General features: G+C 40.3%; 23 protein-coding genes. 9 read left to right on the plus strand and 14 right to left on the minus strand.

What is annotated here, in order from left to right:
* The 5 genes from ACKPEB_RS14150 to ndhC form a co-directional block, all read right to left on the minus strand.
* A partial coding sequence (locus tag ACKPEB_RS14150; protein WP_408965571.1) for a M16 family metallopeptidase occupies positions 1-605 on the minus strand: 605 nt, incomplete at its 3' end.
* A gap of 213 nt (positions 606-818) precedes the next feature.
* On the minus strand, positions 819-2,342 hold the full coding sequence (locus tag ACKPEB_RS14155; RefSeq protein WP_408965572.1) for an SdrD B-like domain-containing protein: 1,524 nt from the start codon (positions 2,340-2,342) through the stop codon (positions 819-821).
* A gap of 314 nt (positions 2,343-2,656) precedes the next feature.
* Positions 2,657-3,166, minus strand: a complete 510-nt coding sequence (locus ACKPEB_RS14160) for an NAD(P)H-quinone oxidoreductase subunit J (protein ID WP_408965573.1) — start codon at positions 3,164-3,166, stop codon at positions 2,657-2,659.
* Positions 3,159-3,881 (minus strand): photosynthetic/respiratory NAD(P)H-quinone oxidoreductase subunit K, encoded by a 723-nt coding sequence (gene ndhK / locus ACKPEB_RS14165; protein WP_408965574.1) that lies wholly within the window; start codon positions 3,879-3,881, stop codon positions 3,159-3,161. The genes ACKPEB_RS14160 and ndhK overlap by 8 nt, the downstream gene beginning before the upstream one ends.
* Positions 3,882-3,895: 14 nt before the next feature.
* Positions 3,896-4,258: a photosynthetic/respiratory NAD(P)H-quinone oxidoreductase subunit C gene (ndhC, locus tag ACKPEB_RS14170; RefSeq protein ID WP_408965575.1), complete on the minus strand. Its 363-nt coding sequence runs from the start codon at positions 4,256-4,258 to the stop codon at positions 3,896-3,898.
* Positions 4,259-4,471: 213 nt separating this feature from the next.
* Between ndhC and ACKPEB_RS14175 the strand changes: the two genes are divergently transcribed.
* From ACKPEB_RS14175 to ACKPEB_RS14205, 7 genes are all read left to right on the plus strand, one after another.
* Positions 4,472-4,801 carry a rubredoxin gene (locus ACKPEB_RS14175; RefSeq protein ID WP_408965576.1) on the plus strand — a complete coding sequence of 110 codons (330 nt, stop codon included), beginning with the start codon at positions 4,472-4,474 and terminating at the stop codon, positions 4,799-4,801.
* A gap of 24 nt (positions 4,802-4,825) precedes the next feature.
* Positions 4,826-5,833, plus strand: coding sequence for a photosynthesis system II assembly factor Ycf48 (locus ACKPEB_RS14180; RefSeq protein ID WP_408965577.1), 1,008 nt, complete (start codon positions 4,826-4,828; stop codon positions 5,831-5,833).
* Positions 5,834-5,933: 100 nt separating this feature from the next.
* Positions 5,934-6,182: a cytochrome b559 subunit alpha gene (gene psbE, locus ACKPEB_RS14185; protein WP_408965578.1), complete on the plus strand. Its 249-nt coding sequence runs from the start codon at positions 5,934-5,936 to the stop codon at positions 6,180-6,182.
* A gap of 21 nt (positions 6,183-6,203) precedes the next feature.
* A complete protein-coding gene (gene psbF / locus ACKPEB_RS14190; protein ID WP_083626330.1) occupies positions 6,204-6,341 on the plus strand; it encodes a cytochrome b559 subunit beta in 138 nt (45 codons plus the stop codon).
* A gap of 10 nt (positions 6,342-6,351) precedes the next feature.
* Complete coding sequence (locus ACKPEB_RS14195) at positions 6,352-6,471, plus strand: photosystem II reaction center protein L (protein WP_072718247.1); 120 nt, start codon at positions 6,352-6,354, stop codon at positions 6,469-6,471.
* 146 nt (positions 6,472-6,617) lie between these two features.
* The gene (locus ACKPEB_RS14200) at positions 6,618-6,755 is read left to right on the plus strand and encodes a photosystem II reaction center protein J (protein WP_408965579.1); all 138 of its coding nucleotides are present in this window, start codon (positions 6,618-6,620) and stop codon (positions 6,753-6,755) included.
* A gap of 176 nt (positions 6,756-6,931) precedes the next feature.
* Entirely contained in the window at positions 6,932-8,533 is a 1,602-nt protein-coding gene (locus ACKPEB_RS14205; protein ID WP_408965580.1) for a B12-binding domain-containing radical SAM protein, read from the plus strand.
* Positions 8,534-8,546: 13 nt separating this feature from the next.
* On the opposite strand, the gene ACKPEB_RS14210 is transcribed toward ACKPEB_RS14205, so the two are convergent.
* The 3 genes from ACKPEB_RS14210 to yvcK all read right to left on the minus strand — a co-directional run bounded on the left by ACKPEB_RS14210 (position 8,547) and on the right by yvcK (position 11,063).
* Positions 8,547-9,017, minus strand: a complete 471-nt coding sequence (locus ACKPEB_RS14210; RefSeq protein WP_408965581.1) for a DUF2141 domain-containing protein — start codon at positions 9,015-9,017, stop codon at positions 8,547-8,549.
* Between the two features lie 134 nt (positions 9,018-9,151).
* A complete protein-coding gene (gene tsaE, locus ACKPEB_RS14215) occupies positions 9,152-9,613 on the minus strand; it encodes a tRNA (adenosine(37)-N6)-threonylcarbamoyltransferase complex ATPase subunit type 1 TsaE (RefSeq protein WP_408965582.1) in 462 nt (153 codons plus the stop codon).
* Between the two features lie 73 nt (positions 9,614-9,686).
* A complete protein-coding gene (gene yvcK / locus ACKPEB_RS14220) occupies positions 9,687-11,063 on the minus strand; it encodes a uridine diphosphate-N-acetylglucosamine-binding protein YvcK (protein WP_408965583.1) in 1,377 nt (458 codons plus the stop codon).
* 154 nt (positions 11,064-11,217) lie between these two features.
* Here yvcK and ACKPEB_RS14225 point away from each other — a divergent pair, with 154 nt between their 5' ends.
* Positions 11,218-12,090: an ABC transporter ATP-binding protein gene (locus tag ACKPEB_RS14225; RefSeq protein ID WP_408965584.1), complete on the plus strand. Its 873-nt coding sequence runs from the start codon at positions 11,218-11,220 to the stop codon at positions 12,088-12,090.
* 43 nt (positions 12,091-12,133) lie between these two features.
* On the opposite strand, the gene ACKPEB_RS14230 is transcribed toward ACKPEB_RS14225, so the two are convergent.
* The 6 genes from ACKPEB_RS14230 to ACKPEB_RS14255 all read right to left on the minus strand — a co-directional run bounded on the left by ACKPEB_RS14230 (position 12,134) and on the right by ACKPEB_RS14255 (position 17,528).
* Complete coding sequence (locus ACKPEB_RS14230; protein ID WP_408965585.1) at positions 12,134-12,277, minus strand: addiction module protein; 144 nt, start codon at positions 12,275-12,277, stop codon at positions 12,134-12,136.
* Positions 12,267-13,298 carry a hypothetical protein gene (locus tag ACKPEB_RS14235; RefSeq protein ID WP_408965586.1) on the minus strand — a complete coding sequence of 344 codons (1,032 nt, stop codon included), beginning with the start codon at positions 13,296-13,298 and terminating at the stop codon, positions 12,267-12,269. The genes ACKPEB_RS14230 and ACKPEB_RS14235 overlap by 11 nt, the downstream gene beginning before the upstream one ends.
* A gap of 2 nt (positions 13,299-13,300) precedes the next feature.
* The gene (locus tag ACKPEB_RS14240) at positions 13,301-13,855 is read right to left on the minus strand and encodes a J domain-containing protein (protein ID WP_408965587.1); all 555 of its coding nucleotides are present in this window, start codon (positions 13,853-13,855) and stop codon (positions 13,301-13,303) included.
* A 92-nt stretch (positions 13,856-13,947) separates the two neighbouring features.
* Positions 13,948-15,183 carry an LL-diaminopimelate aminotransferase gene (locus ACKPEB_RS14245; protein WP_408965588.1) on the minus strand — a complete coding sequence of 412 codons (1,236 nt, stop codon included), beginning with the start codon at positions 15,181-15,183 and terminating at the stop codon, positions 13,948-13,950.
* Positions 15,184-15,347: 164 nt separating this feature from the next.
* The gene (locus ACKPEB_RS14250) at positions 15,348-15,962 is read right to left on the minus strand and encodes a hypothetical protein (RefSeq protein WP_408965589.1); all 615 of its coding nucleotides are present in this window, start codon (positions 15,960-15,962) and stop codon (positions 15,348-15,350) included.
* A gap of 27 nt (positions 15,963-15,989) precedes the next feature.
* Positions 15,990-17,528, minus strand: coding sequence for an MFS transporter (locus ACKPEB_RS14255; RefSeq protein ID WP_408965590.1), 1,539 nt, complete (start codon positions 17,526-17,528; stop codon positions 15,990-15,992).
* A gap of 441 nt (positions 17,529-17,969) precedes the next feature.
* Between ACKPEB_RS14255 and ACKPEB_RS14260 the strand changes: the two genes are divergently transcribed.
* Positions 17,970-18,233, plus strand: a 264-nt coding sequence (locus ACKPEB_RS14260) for a hypothetical protein (protein WP_408965591.1), incomplete at its 3' end; no start/stop codon positions are given.

The following is an 18,233-nucleotide window of genomic DNA, read 5'->3' on the forward strand; positions in this document are numbered from 1 at the left end:
ATCCCTCCCACTATGACCACATTCATATTTTCCGGTTGGTAATGACGACGATGAAAACATCGCATCGCTTCCGGTGAGTTTTCCATTAATTCCTTTTTTGTTCCCAAAATAGGTCTTCCGTAAGGGTGGTTCTCATAGACGGTTTTTAATAGTGCTTCAAATCCTATAGCATCAGGATCATCCGCACAACTACGAATTTCTTCCAAAACCACATCCCTTTCACGTATAAATTCATCTTCAAAAATAGCTGCATTGAGTAACAGTTCTCCCAAATGAGGAAGAGTATCTGCTAAATAGTGGTTAGCTGTGGCAAGATAGTAATGGGTATAGTCGTGGCTAGTAGCTGCATTGCTGATCCCACCCATACGCTCGATGTTATAGTCAAACTCCCCTGGACCCAAACTAGCTGTGCCCTTAAAAATCATGTGTTCTAAAAAGTGTGCCATCCCTGACCACATATCAGGTTCATAAATGGCTCCAGCCCGAACCCAAACATCAACAACGACGACGGAGGCGCACCGAATCTGCTGATGAATCACTGTTAAACCATTGTTCAGCTTAAACGTGCTGGCTGGAAACGTTGAAGGTATTAAAACTTGAGACAAATTGTTAAGGATTCAACTCCACTGAATCTAGCCTACGATGAATGAGTTGATTTTACCAGCTTTTCTGTTGACTGGCAACTAGAGGAAAATCCACAAAAAAATATCATCCTAGAGTAGAGACCTTGTATACAGCGTCTGTAGATCGTCTGTGACAGACTGTTTCTCTAGGATGATATTAATTCAATTAATAATAGAATCGATGCTACGTCCGTTTTAAACGACTGTAGTTCCGATAATGGGGATTAAATTGCTTTGGTTAATGGGGGGATTGGGTTCAAAGCTAGCTAAACCAACCGCCACTTGAGCCGCTTGACCCACACCTAAAAGTACGTTGGGAACAGCAGTAGTGAGGAACTCATCCGTTGTCCGAACAATGTAGTCTTCAGGAGTGGGCAGAGCCAAGAAGCCAAAGGAACCTGCGGCATCACTAATGGAAACAGGTTCACCGGCATCTAGGTCACGGTTGTTGTTCAAATCCAGATAAAGTTCAGCACCGGGTAGATTGGGTTCGCCCGGTTGAATAATACCATCCCCATTGAAATCATTAAACACAAATCCGGTGATGCTGTCAGGTAAGACAGCAGTCGGTGTTGGAGCAAAGGCATACAGGAAGTTCACCTGAGCCGAACCATCGGGAATCACAGGAGCATCAACCGTCGCTCCCGGTAGCGGTGAAGTTCTAACGTAGGCCGTGGTTGGGGGAACAGAAGTGACCGGGAAGGAGTTGGCGACAGACAGGGGATCGACTAACAGTTGGTAAGCCAGATAAGGATTTTGAGCCAAGACTTCGTTAGATTCTTGTCCAACGTTAGTATCTAGCCCTCTGATAATATAAGCCCCATCAAAATTACTAACGGTTGACTTTTCACCCAAGTCAAAAACATTGTTTCCGTTAGAATCAATAAAGACTGTAACGCCCTGAATTCCGGGTTCTGTAGCTTCTGGGAAACCGTTACCGTTCAGGTCATTAATGACTTTACCGTAAACGCTATTGGGAACTACTGTTCCAATATCGGCTCTGGTGGTTGCGCCGCCAAAAACATCAACCACTAAAGGAGTACCTGTGGTTTCTAACAACTCACCCAAAATGGAATTTTCGCCCGTTACCTCAAACGGTTGAGCTAATCTCAACAGGTAGGAACCCGGAGGAAGAACGTTAAAGTTATAAAACCCGGCTTCATTGGTGAAGGTGAGGGGTTCATTGGAATTCAGGAAACCATCGTTATTGAGGTCAATATAGACCGGAACATCTGATAACGTGGCATCAGTGAAGGGATCGTATAGCTGATTCTCAGGATAAACCCCATTGGGATCGAGAATAATATTGCCGTTATCGTCATAGATGTAGTTGTACAAACCCAGCAGGTTATTATCTACAAATACAGCCCCACTAATATTGCCACTCAGAGACGGAACAATAGGAGTAACGGCTCCAACATTGGCAATATTAAATGAAACGGGAGTAGTCTCGGTTCCTGTTAACGCAACAGGAGTAGATGCTGTTGTCCGCGTAAAACCGGGAGGAACAACTTGCCCAACGATATAGTTTCCGGCTGTTAGATTGGAAAACGAATAAAAACCGTTAATATCCGTGATAGTAACCGCTTCTAGCGACTCGGGTAAACCATTACCATTACTATCTAAAAAAACTGTGACATTGGGAATTGAAATATCTCCAGCATCGAAGATGCCATTGAAATTAATATCATTAAATGATGTACCGTTGAGAGTGCTCACGATTTGACTCCTCCACCAAAGTGAATTGCGAAACGCATCGAAGGCTTAGACTGATCTGTTTGACTCCGGGTAGAACCCGTTGCTTAACTTGATCAACTACACCCCTTGATATAAACCCGAGGGTATCAAGTCCAAGCCAGATATGAATTCTACATTATCGTAGGCAACTATATCAGACTTCCTAGAGATCTGGCAATTTGGATCGCCGAATTGAATTGCAGTGTTGTTATTAAAATCAAGTTTGACTGACACTAACACCCCACCAACTCCGTGAGGTGCGAGGAGTCAATTGATTTTAATGCTGGGTTTTGCCCTTAATAGGCATCTTGCAATTCATGGAAATCAGGAGAGATATAATCTTTTCTTAAAGGCCAGCCGACCCAATCTTCGGGCATTAGAATCCGTTTTAGATTCGGATGACCTTCGTAGACGATACCATACATATCGTAGGATTCTCGTTCCTGAAAATCGGCAGCTTTCCAGATCCAGTAAACTGAAGGGACTCTGGGGTCATTCCGATCAACGAAGACCTTGACGCAGATTTCCTGGGGTTGTTCCACGTCGTCATCAATTTTGACTAAATGATAAACGCTGACTAAATCATCCCCAGGGCCGGCATCATAAGCACACTGACAGCGTAAGCTATTGAAGCCGTAGGCATACAAGGCGGTGGCGAGGGGGATGAGATAGTCTCGATCCACTTTAATCATTTCCACGCCCATTTTATTCGGGCCAAGGGATTCATGCTCAAAGCCGTTTTCACTTAACCATTGAGAGACTTTCCCGGCTTCCACTAAGGGGGCTTCTGCTTCTGCGTTAGCCACGTTTTTCCTCCTTTGTTCGTTCGGCAATTAAAGCGGGGGGAACTGGCATTCCCATGGCTTCAGTTAGCTGTTTGGGGGGAACTTGACGAGCTTGGGTCACTAAATATTGACCGGTTAAAATCGGCGGAACCGGTTTCATATTGTGACGTCGGGTGTAGTAGCGATGGGTTTGTTGCAAATTGGCTCGTTCTTGTAAGGAATCGTTGGCAATTTTTTTGCGCAGTTTGATCACCGCATCGATAATCGCTTCAGGACGAGGAGGACACCCCGGAATATAGACATCCACCGGAATTAATTTATCCACGCCTCGTACTGCCGTTGTGGAGTCCATGCTAAACATTCCTCCGGTCACGGTACAAGCACCCATGGCAATGACATATTTGGGTTCTGGCATTTGCTCGTATAACCGCACCAAAATCGGAGCATATTTCATGGTAATGGTTCCAGCCGTAATCAATAAATCCGCTTGTCGTGGACTAGACCGGGGAACTAAACCAAAACGGTCAAAATCAAACCGAGAACCAATTAAACCGGCAAATTCAATAAAACAGCAGGCTGTCCCGTACAACAGTGGCCATAAGCTAGACAGCCTAGCCCAGTTGTAAAGGTCATCCACGGTTGTGAGAATCACGTTTTCCGAGAGTTCCTGAGTAACTTGGGGACGCCCCACCGGGTTAATAATTTTTTCGATTTCGGGTGAAATACTTTGTGTCATGGTTTTATCACCTTTTATGACCATTCCAAAGCACCTTTACGCCAAGCGTAAACCAGTGCAATGACGAGAATTGCAATAAAAATCAAAGCTTCAATAAAGGCCAGCAGTCCCAAATTGTGGAAGGCAACCGCCCAAGGATAGAGAAACACGGTTTCAACGTCGAAGACGACGAACACCAAGGCGAACATATAGTATCGGATGTTGAATTGAATCCATGCTCCTCCGATGGGCTCGTTACCCGACTCATAGGTGGTTCGACGAGCTCCACTGCGGCTTTTGGGTCGGACTATCTTGGATACACCCAAAGCCAGGATCGGAACTAGGCTGCTAATGATTAAGAAGCCTAAAAAATATTCGTAGCCACTGAGAATAAACACTGTGGAATCGAGATCGCTCTAAGTTTGTAACTGATTTTTTACATTTTGACATAATTTCTCCATTAATCTTCGATCTAATCGGGGTTTTGTATCCCAATTCCCGATCAAGGTCTGTCTGTTGTTGATCTGGGAAGGTTGGTTGTGAGTTGGTCAAATTTTGTAATATTATTTAATAGTTATTTTAATAATCCTAAACTCATCCCTGTTCAAGTTATGAGCGAGCCAGCCCCTGAAGTTACAGCCCTGGATCGGCATGAGTGTAAGGCTTGTGGCTATGTCTATGAGCCGAAGAAAGGCAGTGCTAAGGTTCCTGCGGGAACAGCATTTGCTGATTTACCGACAAAATGGCGTTGTCCTGTTTGTGGCGCGCCGAAAAGCCAGTTTGTCAATATTGGTTCTCAGGAAAACCCCTCTGGGTTTGAAGAAAATCTAGGCTTTGGCTTAGGGGTGAATACCTTGACCCCCCAGCAAAAGAATCTCCTGATTTTTGGGGGATTAGCTCTGGGATTTTTGTTCTTTATGAGCTTGTATGGCCTCAATTGAGGGATTTAAACTTCATTGAATCTGATGCACATTGTTAAATTTTTTCAAAAAATCGTGATAGTCTTGACAGTTGGCTTAATTTGTGCAAGCTGTCGATACCTTCCCCAACTCAGTTATAACCCTTGGGAAGTAGTTCCTACGGACACCCAAGGGAATTTGGCCGACATTGCCTTTACAGGAACGAACCCGAAACATGGTTGGATTGTGGGCAGTGAGGCGACACTATTGGAAACTACCGATGGGGGCAACCATTGGCAAGTGCAGCAACTCGATTTAGGGGACGAAAAGGTTCGCTTCAACTCCGTCAGCTTTAAGGGTTCTGAAGGATGGATTGTGGGACTTCCGTCTATTTTGCTGCACAGCAGCAATGAAGGCCAAACCTGGGAACGGATTACCTTAAATGCTAAGTTACCTGGTTCCCCTTACAGTATTGTGGCACTAGCCCCCAATACGGCGGAAATGACAACGGATGTCGGGGCGATTTATCAAACCGAAGATGGCGGTAAAACCTGGAAAGCTCTGGTTGAGGATGCGGTGGGTTTTGTCAGAAGTTTGTCTCGGTCTGCTGATGGCCGTTATATTAGCGTTTCTGCTAAAGGCAATTTCTACTCGACTTGGGAACCGGGATCTCAATCTTGGGAACCTCATAATCGTTATAGTTCTAAACGGTTAGAAAAAGTTGGCTTTGGTCAAGATGGCCGTTTGTGGATGATTGCTCGGGGCGGTGAATTGCGGTTTACTGATCCTAGTGATCCTCAAGCTTGGGGTGATCCGGTTAACCCTGAATATTCTACCAGTTGGGGATTTTTAGATTTAGCTTATCGCACCCCTGAAGAAATTTGGGTTAGTGGCGGAAGTGGAAATCTGCTGTGTAGTTTGGATGGAGGGAAAACTTGGCAGAAAGATCGGGAGGTGGAAAATGTCCCATCGAATCTGTACAAAATCAAGTTTTTTGACCCGGAACAGGGTTTTGTTCTCGGTCAGAGGGGAACGTTACTGCGTTATCAAGGTTCTGCCCCGCCAACGGCTTAAAGGAACCTAAGATAAATCAATGGAGTAGGCTTGTTCCACATTCCCTGCTCCCGTATCATATAGATTTGAGTGTTCAACCGTTGCTTGAGGAGATTTAACGATGTCAGGAACAACTGGAGAGCGTCCTTTTGGCGATATTATTACCAGTATCCGGTATTGGGTGATTCACAGTATTACAATTCCGGCTTTATTTATTGCGGGTTGGCTGTTTGTGAGTACAGGTTTAGCTTACGATGCTTTTGGAACGCCTCGCCCGGATGAGTATTTTACTCAACAACGGCAAGAACTTCCGATTGTGAGCGATCGCTTTAATAGCAAACAACAAATTGGCGATTTCATTGGTAAATAATTAACAAAGGAGTTTAATAAAATGGCAACTGGTAGCAGTTCCAATGAGCCGATAACTTATCCAATTTTTACAGTTCGTTGGTTAGCAGTTCATACTTTAGCAGTACCTACGGTTTTCTTCCTGGGTGCGATCGCAGCAATGCAGTTTATTCAACGATAGGAGACTGACAATGGAACGGAGTAACAATCCTAATCGCCAACCTGTGGAGTTAAACAGAACTTCACTCTATTTAGGTTTGCTGTTGATTTTTGTTCTGGGCATTTTATTCTCCAGTTATTTCTTTAATTAACTAACTGGATTTTTTCTCGATTTAAGGATTTTGGATTCACTGCGTGACGCTCCGCGAACGTTGATTGATGAGATATATGTTTGACCAAAATATTCATCCTAAATCTCATATCCAAAATCTAAAATCCCTTGTCAATTAAACTTTGAATGAACGAGGTTATAACCGTGTTGCAATCAGGCAGAATTCCATTGTGGTTAATTGCCACTGTTGCTGGAACAGGTGTTTTAGTGGTGGTTGGTTTATTTTTCTATGGTTCCTATGTGGGTTTAGGATCTTCGATGTAAGACTGATCTTGGTGGATAGAGACGAGGGATCGTGTCTATCTCCCCCACCTTTGAGTTTAAATTTTCCTAAAATTTCCAGACTCATCACAAAATCCCGCTCTCTTCTATTGAGTGGGATTTTTGTTGAGTAAGCTACAATAAAAAAACATTCTTTTGGTATTTTCTGAATTAATTCTGTGAGTGCTTCTGTTTTTAATGTTGAACGATTACTGTTTACTCCAACGCCATCTGATTTAGATGCGATTCCGATTATTTTTGCGTTTCCCAATGAATATACTGTTGGTATTACCAGTTTAGGCTATCAACTGGTTTGGGCAACTTTAGCGATGCGTTCTGATGTAGAAGTCAGTCGTTTATTTACTGATTTGCATGAACCGCTCCCGCCCCATCCTGAACTGGTTGGTTTTTCCTTTTCTTGGGAACTCGATTATGTCAATATTTTTGAGCGGTTAGAATTTCTCAATATTCCATTGCGTTCGCTTCATCGGACAGAAAAACACCCTTTAATTTTTGGCGGTGGCCCAGTATTAACGGCTAATCCAGAACCTTTTGCTGATTTTTTTGATATTATTTTATTGGGTGATGGTGAAACTTTATTAGGAAATTTCCTAGACGCTTATCAATCAGTGCGTCATGAGTCTCGTTCCACACAATTACGCCATTTAGCACAAATTCCAGGGGTTTATATTCCCAGTTTATATGAAGTTTCTTATCAGAGTTTAGACGGTGAAATTGCAGCGATTCAACCTATAGATTCTAATATTCCCTCTCAAATTCAAAAACAAACTTATCGAGGTAATATTTTATCGGCTTCAACGGTGGTGACAGAAAAAGCCGCTTGGGAAAATATTTATATGGTGGAAGTCGTCCGCAGTTGTCCTGAAATGTGCCGTTTCTGTTTAGCTAGTTATTTAACATTACCCTTTAGAACCGCCAGTTTAGAAGCTTCTTTAATTCCGGCTATTGAACGGGGACTACAAGTCACCCGACGTTTAGGTTTATTAGGTGCGTCGGTCACACAACATCCTGAATTTGATGAATTACTGAATTATTTAACTCAACCGAATTATGATGATGTGCGTTTAAGTATTGCTTCGGTTAGAACAAATACTGTTACTGAAAAATTAGCAAGAACTTTAGCACAACGAGATACCCGCAGCTTAACCATTGCGGTTGAAAGTGGAAGCGATCGCATCCGTAAAATGATTAATAAAAAATTAGAAAATGAGGAAATTATTCAAGCTATTATTAATGCTAAAACTGGCGGTTTACAAGGGATGAAACTTTATGGGATGGTGGGAATTCCAGGGGAAGAATTAGAGGATGTGGAAGCAACTATTGAGTTAATGAAAACATTAAAAAAAGTGGCACCGGGCTTTAAATTAACCTTGGGTTGTAGTACCTTTGTTCCCAAATCCCATACCCCGTTTCAATGGTTTGGGGTCAATCCAGATGCAGAAAAACGATTAAAATTATTAGAAAAGAAATTAAGAGCCAATGGCATTGAATTTAGACCAGAAAGTTATAAATGGTCAGTCATTCAAGCTCTGCTTTCGAGGGGAGATCGTCGTCTTTCCCATCTCTTAGAATTAGTCAGACACTATGGAGACTCTCTCGGAAGTTATCGCCGCGCCTTCAAAGAATTACGCGGGAAATTACCTTCTATGGAATATTATGTTAACCAAAATTGGGATTTAGATCAAGTTTTACCTTGGCAACATCTTCAAGGGCCATTACCTGTGATGACCCTGAAAAAACACTTATTAGACTCTTTTTAAAGTCGGTTAATCTTTAATTTCTCAATAAATACTTCAATTTAATATTAATATTAGTGTTATCTCCAGCAACAACAACAGCCGCATCATTAAATTTGGGAGGGCCTGTTAGAATTGCGGGGTTTTGAGAAAAACCAAATCCTTCGGTGGGAATTCCTAAGCCATTTCGGTTAGCCATATTATCACGATTAGCATCATGAAGAACCGCAACGGCATAACTTCCGGGTTGCAAATTATCAAAGGTCATGACTACAGGAATTTCAGTAATATTAACACAGCGTTTTTGGATCGCATCGTTTCCGTTACTTGGGAAACCTTTATTACTGGCAAAGACACTAACACAAGCTTGTCCGTTTTTGTTAGTAAATCCGTCGATAATCAAAGTAATTTTACTTTTAGATTGAGCTTGAACACTAACAGGAACGATAAAAGCACTGAGACACAGACAGGAAGTTAAAACAGCGAAGGGTGTTGCAGGGCGAATCATTTTGTTATTCTGGGTAATCCGTTAGTCTAAAATTCAATACTGCGCTTAGGATAAGTCTGTTTAAATTATCCTACAATTGGATGAGTTTGTAAAGTGTTTTTCGGATAGGATTCAGTTTGAGTTAACCTAGTAGATTAAAACCTATCTAAATCAAGGTTAAAATCGTCCTGACCTTTGTTAAAAATCGTGAGTATTCGTTCACCTTTTTCTGTATAAATCAATTCAATTTTTAGATAAAATTCGGGTTTATATGGTAAACGATCTGCCCATTCAATAGCAACAATTCCGGCTTCAACTTCTATTCCTTCCCAATATTGTTCTAAATTTAAGTCTACTATTTCTGATGATTCTAATCGATATAAATCTAAATGATAGAGAGGAATTCGCCCGGTTGTATATTCATTAATTAAAGTAAATGTTGGACTTTCTACGGAGTCTGGAATGTCTAACCCAGTAGCCAATCCTTGAACAAAGGTTGTTTTTCCGGCTCCTAGATTTCCTTCTAATAATAAAATACTATTAGGCGGTAGTAATTGTCCTAATTTTTTTCCGAATTCACGGGTTGATTCAGCGTTAGGCAGATAGAATTGAGTCATAATTAGTTATCAGTTATTAGTAGGGGGCGAGGTTTTCTCGCCCCTATTCAGTTATTAATTATCTAGGATAAAGTTAGTTTTTGTTATACCAGCGTAATAACACTTGAGCTAAACGATAGGGATTATGGCGTAAATATCCAGTTTTTTCATCGACATCCATAATATTACTCATAACAATTCTTCGACCTAATTGTTTAACACTATCTCGATCTAAAGTCACCGGATGAGAATTTTCTTGAGCATAACGAATTAAGGCTTGGGCGGAGGGTACTGTTCCTTGAGTTAAAACAGCATCAAACAGTTGATAACCACAAGCTTTATCAATGGCTTTAATATGATCAGAAACGCTGTAACCGTCCGTTTCTCCGGGTTGCGTCATAATATTACAAACATAAATCCGAGGAACGTTTCGAGATGCGACGGCTTCAGCGATTTCAGGAACTAATAAATTAGGAATAATACTGGTATATAAACTCCCAGGGCCAATAATAATAAAATCGGCTTCTAAAATGGCTTGTACAGCTTTGGGAAGGGCGGGAGGATTAGGCGGAATACAACCAATTGTAACAATTTTTCCCTTCGCTTCCGTAATACTAGATTCACCATGAATTCGCCGACCATCCGCTAATTTTGCCCATAAATGAACATCGGTTAAAGTAGCAGGTAAAACTTGACCTCGAATCGCTAAAACTTTAGAACAAGCCGCAATAGCTTGTTCTAAATCACCTTCAATGTCAGACATTGCAGTTAAGAATAAATTTCCGAAACTATGTCCAGTTAATCCATCTCCTGCGGTAAATCGATATTGAAATAATTCAGTTAATAATCGTTCTTCATCGGCTAAAGATGCTAAACAATTGCGAATATCTCCGGGTGGTAAAACCCCCATTTCTCGACGTAATCGACCGGAGGAACCTCCATCATCAGCAACGGTAACAATTGCCGTAATATTAGCGCTATATTGTTTCAATCCTCGTAATAAAGTCGATAACCCTGTTCCCCCTCCAATCGCAACAATTTTCGGCCCCCGTAATAAACGACGATGACTTAATAATCGATCAATTAATTGTTCATCTCCGGCTGGATGAAACGCTTCACTAATAGAATTTAAACTTCGGGTTTGACTCCACAAAACCAAAAGAATTCCCAAAGCAATCATCAAGGGCCCTGAAATATAATTAGGAATAACAGTGGTAATCCATCCTAAGAAATTTTTTAATAATTGTAGGATGTAATAAATTGGGGTCATTCCCGTCCAGATGGCTAACCCCAAACTAGCGACTAAAACCCCGGTAGCGCTAATAGCCATCCAGCGTTTTACAAAGAGTCCGGGTGCTAACCATTTAAACCATTGGTTGACCATCCGAGGAGAACGATAATGTGTCAAACCCAGATAGAGTTTGAAATTTTTGATCCTGCGAAGAGTGTGTTTGAATGAACCAGTTGACATAGGTATAGGTTTTAAGTGGATATGCAGGCGTTAACGATGACTGTACAGTACAGGATAGATGGGTCACAGTAAAATAATTTATTCAACTTGGGAATTGTTTTCAAGGACAACCCCTAAAGTTAACGTCAGATGATGATAAAAGTTTAGCGATATCATGAAAGAGAGTCAAAATCAAAAAACTCATTCTATGGAAGCTGAACCTGTTGATTTAAAGGATAACTTAGTTTTATCGAAACGCCCCAACTCCCTAGAACCTTTAATTGAGTTAAAAGGAGTGAGTAAATCCTTTGGTTCCCAAGTGATTTTAGATCAAGTTGATTTAACCATTTATCGAGGAGAAGCATTAGGAATTATTGGCCCTTCTGGAACCGGAAAATCAACAATTCTACGAATTATTGCTGGACTTTTACCCCCAGATAGTGGGGAAGTTTATGTATTAGGAAAAAAGCGGGAAGGATGGGTTGATGATATCGCTGATCCGATTGGAATTGCAATGGTTTTTCAACAGGCGGCCTTATTTGATTCTTTAACTGTTACGGAAAATATCGGTTTTTTACTGTATCAACATACGAAATTACCTCCTCAAAAAATTAAAGCTTTAGTTAATGAAAAATTAGACATGGTTGGATTACCGAATATTGGCGATCGCTATCCCGCAGAATTATCAGGAGGAATGCGAAAACGAGTCAGTTTTGCCCGTGCCATTATGCCAAATCCTGAAAATCCGAGGGAGACTCCAGAAGTTATTTTATATGACGAACCCACCGCAGGTTTAGATCCCATTGCATCAACGGTTATTGAAGATTTAATTCGAGAGTTACAAGACAGTGGAAAAGGATGCAGTACCTACGGAATTGTAACGCATCAAGATAGTACCATTCGACGCACGGCTGATCGGATTGTGTTTTTGTATCAAGGATTAGTTCAATGGCAAGGTACAATTGAGGAAGCTTATACAACCGATAGTGCAATTGTCAAACAATTTTTTAGTGGGAGTATTGAAGGGCCGATTAAAGTTGCTCAATAAAATTAATCAACGATGAATTTTATTGCAATGTTGGTGATTTTTACTAATCGTTATGAATAATCGTTTCATCAACATCAAACTCCAAACTTTCGATTAATTTCTCGACGAGAAGCACTCTCGACGCAGTGGGTAAAGATAATGCTTCTTTAATTAATTTCTCAATGGTTCGCAAATTATTAAGAGTCACTTTCCGGTAAATAACGTTGTAATTGGCTTAATTTTAATTTAAGTAACTCCCGACGATTATATAACATTAAAATTGCTGAGTTTTTTTCTGGATAAAACGTTTCCATATAGGTAATGAAATGGTCTATTGTACAGGTTTTATCTTTACCTCCAATCCACTGGTGAAAATTCTCATGAATTTCTCTATTAATTGTAATAATATTATCAACTTCAGCAGCTAAATAGCTATAGTTTTTTTGATCAAATAAGTGATGTCCAGCTAACTCAATTTTATTGATTTTATCCCGACCTTGACCTGTAATTTGACATCTTTCCTTATCTCTCCTTTTTACATATCTCATAGCTGATTCAATATCTTCCTTAGATGGGATTTCAGACGAAGGAAGAGCCAAAAGATCCTTAACAACAGGAGGAACAACTATCGGCACTCTTGTACAATAATCCTTTCTTTCTTTTTTATATAAACTTGCTGATAGTTCTATGCTTAGTTTGGCTATACCCCGAAAAGAAAAATAACGGACAGCACTTATATGTTCATAATGCTCTCCACGTTTCATAGGATCGCCTGAGCTTTGAATATTTTTAAAAGATTCTTCTAATTTGCTGTTTTTTGTTTGAAAAATTTTAACAACATCTTTAAAACTTAACCAATGTAGCTCTCTCATGACTACTAAAGAAGAGCTATTATCATATACAGTTTTACGAATACTATTATCAATTCTGTTAATTCTATGCTCTTCAACTAAATTCATAACAGATTTTAAAATTTCTTTTATGTTTGTTGTAGAGTTAAATTTATTATTATCTATATAACTTGCAATCACTAATGCACCTTCAGGAGAAAATATTCTCTCTTGTAATTTCCTATTAAAGTATCTAAAATGTATAGATTCCTTAAATTCAATCGAACTATCTAAGGAATCTTCTAAATTAGAGACTATTTTATCAAGCTCCTGTCTATTTAATTGTAATGCTATAGCCATTTCTTGTTCTGTAATAGAGAAATTAATATATTCTTTCATTTTTAAAATACCTCAATAATACTTTGGTACATAATATCAATTTGTTCAAAAACTTTTCGATCTCCTGTTTCAGGATTATCTGGGTGATAAATTTTTGCTAGATTATAATAGGCTTTCTTAATATCTTCTTTAGTTGCTGTTTTTGAATCTAATCCAAAAACTTGCCAAGGTTTAAAATAATTAAAAATGTTAATCCCATTAATACAACCATATCCTTCTTGATTTTTCTCATTAGGAAGAATACCCACAAACTTGCGATATAACATTGTCCATGTCGAAACTAAACGAAAATCAAGTGTATCCATACCATCTGTAGACATTCTAAACAAACCTGATTTCTTTAACTCCTGTGTATTCTTAACTTTAAAGTAATTATAAACGGCTTGCTTTACAGCACTTATCGACAGTTCTTGAGTAGAACGCTTATTTTTTAAACTATAATTTTCTTTGATAACAAAATTAGCAAATTGTTCTAAAACCTGTGGATCAACGTTTTGAGATTGCGAAAGTCTGGCAATTTCATCCTTTACTCGTGGGTTGATAACTGCTGTAGTCATACTGTATACCACTACATAACTTTATTTGATTATAGCTATAATTTACGGCCTTTGTAAACTGATCATCAGGTGGGCATTGCCCACCCAACATTTTAAGCTTTAAATTTTTCGGTAATTCTTCGCATCGCTTCTTCTACATTTTCCCGACTATTGAATGCAGAAATCCGAAAATAACCTTCACCTGCGGCACCAAAACCGGAACCTGGAGTTCCCACAACATTACAGGTTTGTAATAGTTTATCAAAGAAATCCCAACTCGATAAACCTTGGGGGGTTTTCACCCAAACATAGGGGGCATTTTCTCCTCCATAAACCGTTAATCCCGCCGCCGTTAATTGCTGGCGAATAATTTTGGCGTTTTCCATATAAAATTGAATTAACGCCTTAACTTGGGCTTTTCCTGCTTCAGAATAAACCGCTTCTGCTGCCCGTTGAATAATATAGGAAACGCCGTTAAATTTAGTCGCTTGACGACGATTCCAAAGCTTCCATAATTCCACATCCGAACCATCTTTGGCTTTAGCCGTTAAGGTTTTTGGAACAACTGTAAACGCACAACGAGTTCCGGTAAATCCTGCGGTTTTGGAGAAGGAACGAAACTCAATGGCGCAGTCTTTTGCCCCTGGAATTTCATAAATAGAACGGGGTAAATTAGGGTCAGAAATAAACGCTTCGTAGGCGGCATCATAGAGAATAATTGAACCGTTGGCTTTTGCGTATTCAACCCAAGCAGTTAAGTGCTCTTTTGTTGCCGTTGCCCCTGTGGGATTATTAGGAAAACACAGATAAATTAAATCAACTTTTTGGGTTGGAATAGCAGCAGTAAAATTATTTTCAGCCGTAATGGGAATATAAACTAAACCTGCATATTCTCCTTTTTCGTTGGCATCTCCGGTGTGTCCTGCCATCACATTTGTATCCACATAAACGGGATAAACCGGGTCAGTAACGGCGATAATATTATCGTCTCCAAAAATATCTAAAATATTGCCTGTATCGCATTTGGAACCATCAGAAATAAAGATTTCATCGGCGGAAATCTCACATCCTCTGGCTTGAAAATCGTGAGCGGCGATTTTTTCGCGTAACCAAGCATAACCTTGTTCGGGGCCATAACCTTTGAAGGTGTCGCGTTTGCCCATGTCTTCCACCGCCTGAACCATTGCGTTGCGACAAGCTGCGGGTAAGGGTTCGGTGACATCGCCAATGCCTAAACGGATGATTTTTGCGTCGGGGTTGGCTTCTGCAAAGGCATTCACCCGGCGAGCAATTTCGGGGAATAAGTAACCGGCTTTGAGTTTGAGATAGTTGTCGTTGAGGGTTGCCATAGTTGATTACAAACGCCAATTCAGGGCAGAATTTTAAGGTTTAAAAGGAACCGAACTTTCTATCATATAGCAGGGGATAGGGAACAGGGAACACCGAACAGAGGGAAAAAGATTTGACTTCTCTGGGTTGGGTGCATTTGTGTTGATTGAGATTGAGATGGGGTTTAAACTTTTGCCCATAGTGCTACACCGCCGCCTCTTCCTCTGGCTGCAATCAAATTCGGGGTAATCACAAAAAAGGCAAAAAAAGCTTGCTTTTTAATAGAATCTTGATAGAATTGTTCGGCATTGCTGGGAGTTCCGGGCATTTTTCCTTCGTAAAGATTAAACCTTGAAAGTTGAACCGTGAGATAGGTAAAGTCAAAAGCCAAAATATTGTTTTTATCTAAAAATTTAGTCGGGCCAGTTAACGTTAAATTTAATTGATTCAATTGAACGCAATTTTGAATTATTCCCGCATCAATTTCTGGCGGTGGGTTAACTGATAATCGAGGATTAGGATATTGAGAATAGATGATTTTGATCTGAACAAACCCCGGAATATACAACCCACTTCCCATAAACACCCCGGCTTGTTTACGGAGTTTCCGGGTTCCACTCACCCAACAGAGTCGCCAAGTTCCCAATAGTGATTCAAAGTGATGGTATTCTTTGTTTTTTTTGGCGTGATGTTCACATCGAATTAAGGTTTCTGCTACTCGATGAGAATCTGGCTTTTCTCCCTGACCGGTTAATACAAATTGAGCAACTTTTTCTAATAAAAAAATCTCGGTTTCCATAAATAAACTTTAAGAAGAGTTGACCGTTTACTTGTCTTCCCCTATTTCTGACTCAAGGAGATGGGGAGTATTTCGAGAGATTAACCAAGTCACCAAACCTCCGACAATGGCTAATCCTGCTAAACTTAAAAAGACATTTGATAACCCGATTAAGGTTTCAGCCACTCCAGCTAAGGCTAGAGGTAAACTTAAGGCAATATTAATGGCATTATTCTGAAGTCCGAAGACTTTCCCGCGCATTTCTTCTGGGGTTTCCGCTTGAATGGTGGTTTGCATGGGAATGGCGACAATGGCTCCAAAAATTCCTAAGCTTGAGATTAAGATTAAAGTCGGCCATAATTGTTGATTAAAAATCGATAACCCGACTAAGGAACTGGCTACACCCATAGACCCGATTAAGGCAAGTTGGAAATGGGTCAATCGATGACCGAGATGACCTAAAATTGTTGCACCAATGCCCATTCCTGCGCCACCTGCGGCTAATAAAAAGCCAAATTGGGAGGAACTAATCTCTGGAATAATTTCTGCTAAACGCACCGCTAAAACGGCTAACGCTGCAAAAATGGAAAACAGAATAATTAATTGTAAAAGTGCATTCCGAATTAAATTATGATTACTTAAATACCGGATTCCGTCTCTTAAATCCTCTAAAATATGAGGTTGTTCATGATCAGAATGATTATTTTGTTCGTTGGGATTTAAAAGGATTAAAATTAACCCAGCAATGACATATTCTCCACCAACAATCACTTCTTTTCCGATGGATTCAAAACCCAGGAAATTACCTATTAAATCTGCTAAAGCTAATAAAGGTTCACCCACTGCAAATCCAACAATGACAGAAGCCATCATGGTTGTTGTGTACAAAGAATTTGCTGATAATAAATGGCGTTTTTCAACAATTAAAGGAATGGCAGATTGTTCAGCCGGGGCGAAAAATTGAGTTAAGGTAGAAACTAAAAAAGTAGTGATTAATAGAATATAAAATCCGACGGGTAACTGACCTAATTTTTGACCTTGAGAGAGCCATAAAACTAAGGGTAAAGCTAGAACTAATCCACCTCGTAATAAATTAGTAATGACTAATACGGCTTTTTTTGACCATCGATCTACAAATACCCCAGCACCGGCGCCAAACAACACCGCCGGAATGGTAAAAGCCATCATAATTGCTGATACCCACCCACTAATGGTTTGATCCGCTTGTTGAAAGCGGGTGGAAATAATGGCAATCATTAATACTAAATAAACTTTATCCGCCAATTGAGAGAAAAGTTGTCCACTCCAAAGCGCTAGAAAATTTTGATTTCTTAAAACGGGTAAAAATCCCCGCTCTTCATCTTCTTGGGGCGGTTCAGGACTATTCTCGTTTTTTTGATTTCCGGTGTCTTCGACCTGTGAAGAAACAAAGGGAAAAGAAGGAAAATCATCCTCCTGGTTTCGATTGTTCAATTCTACAGAGGTAGAAGCGGGAATTTCTAATAAGGAGTCAATCTCCCAATCTTTCATGGTGGCCCAGGGTTGATGGAATTTAAACTGTTTTTCTAAATCTTGCGATCGCATCATACATAATTTTAAAGCAGCATTCTCACGGCAGTCAGGGTTGAGGGAAAAATGATGAAAATTCCTTTGGGCGGAAAATTCTGATCATTTCACACTCTGTTTAACAGTTTAATGATCAATTGGATCACTGGCATCACTAAAATTGCAATTATAGGGAAGATATCCGAACTGGTTGTTAAAAGGGTGGGTCAACAATAAATTGGTGGGTAAAGGTATCAATCAGCAACCCTGAACGGATCGGATAACCTAAATGATATTCTGTATATTGTCGCAATATCCGTTCTACGGTCATCCAATCCCAAGCTGAAATTGAACTGGACAGGGACGAGGAGACTGGATCAAAGCCGCCAGTGGCTATCAGGACTTTTTAAGACTTTATGCCCAGGATCCGCGCGCGGCTAAAGTTTCTTGGGCTCTCAAGCAGTTGCGAGGTAAGATTCAGCAATGAAGCGAAGCGCACTCATACTTCTTACCATGCTTATCAGCGCTTCATGTGGATCAGGAGATTTCCGCGTGAATCCTTCCGCAGGCACATTATCTGAACTCGCTGGATCTAATCCCACCAATCCTAAAGACTTCTTCAAACAGAAACTCTTTCCCATCATGACGGCCCCGACGGGAGGCAAGGGTTGCTCAAACGAAGCATGCCACGCTCTGCCTCCCAGTGGAAACAGTGGAAACTCGAGCCCTGAACCTTATTTCATTGAC

Source organism: Planktothrix sp. (genome assembly GCF_046067725.1).
Lineage (GTDB): Bacteria > Cyanobacteriota > Cyanobacteriia > Cyanobacteriales > Microcoleaceae > Planktothrix.

Coding starts and splice junctions, on each gene's coding strand:
- ndhK (WP_408965574.1), bottom strand. CDS start 3,881: ATGACACAAAGTATTTCACCCGAAATCGAAAAAATTATTAACCCGGTG.
- ACKPEB_RS14175 (WP_408965576.1), top strand. CDS start 4,472: ATGAGCGAGCCAGCCCCTGAAGTTACAGCCCTGGATCGGCATGAGTGT.
- ACKPEB_RS14180 (WP_408965577.1), top strand. CDS start 4,826: ATGCACATTGTTAAATTTTTTCAAAAAATCGTGATAGTCTTGACAGTT.
- psbE (WP_408965578.1), top strand. CDS start 5,934: ATGTCAGGAACAACTGGAGAGCGTCCTTTTGGCGATATTATTACCAGT.
- psbF (WP_083626330.1), top strand. CDS start 6,204: ATGGCAACTGGTAGCAGTTCCAATGAGCCGATAACTTATCCAATTTTT.
- ACKPEB_RS14195 (WP_072718247.1), top strand. CDS start 6,352: ATGGAACGGAGTAACAATCCTAATCGCCAACCTGTGGAGTTAAACAGA.
- ACKPEB_RS14200 (WP_408965579.1), top strand. CDS start 6,618: ATGAACGAGGTTATAACCGTGTTGCAATCAGGCAGAATTCCATTGTGG.
- ACKPEB_RS14210 (WP_408965581.1), bottom strand. CDS start 9,017: ATGATTCGCCCTGCAACACCCTTCGCTGTTTTAACTTCCTGTCTGTGT.
- tsaE (WP_408965582.1), bottom strand. CDS start 9,613: ATGACTCAATTCTATCTGCCTAACGCTGAATCAACCCGTGAATTCGGA.
- yvcK (WP_408965583.1), bottom strand. CDS start 11,063: ATGTCAACTGGTTCATTCAAACACACTCTTCGCAGGATCAAAAATTTC.
- ACKPEB_RS14225 (WP_408965584.1), top strand. CDS start 11,218: ATGAAAGAGAGTCAAAATCAAAAAACTCATTCTATGGAAGCTGAACCT.
- ACKPEB_RS14235 (WP_408965586.1), bottom strand. CDS start 13,298: ATGAAAGAATATATTAATTTCTCTATTACAGAACAAGAAATGGCTATA.
- ACKPEB_RS14240 (WP_408965587.1), bottom strand. CDS start 13,855: ATGACTACAGCAGTTATCAACCCACGAGTAAAGGATGAAATTGCCAGA.
- ACKPEB_RS14245 (WP_408965588.1), bottom strand. CDS start 15,183: ATGGCAACCCTCAACGACAACTATCTCAAACTCAAAGCCGGTTACTTA.
- ACKPEB_RS14250 (WP_408965589.1), bottom strand. CDS start 15,962: ATGGAAACCGAGATTTTTTTATTAGAAAAAGTTGCTCAATTTGTATTA.
- ACKPEB_RS14255 (WP_408965590.1), bottom strand. CDS start 17,528: ATGATGCGATCGCAAGATTTAGAAAAACAGTTTAAATTCCATCAACCC.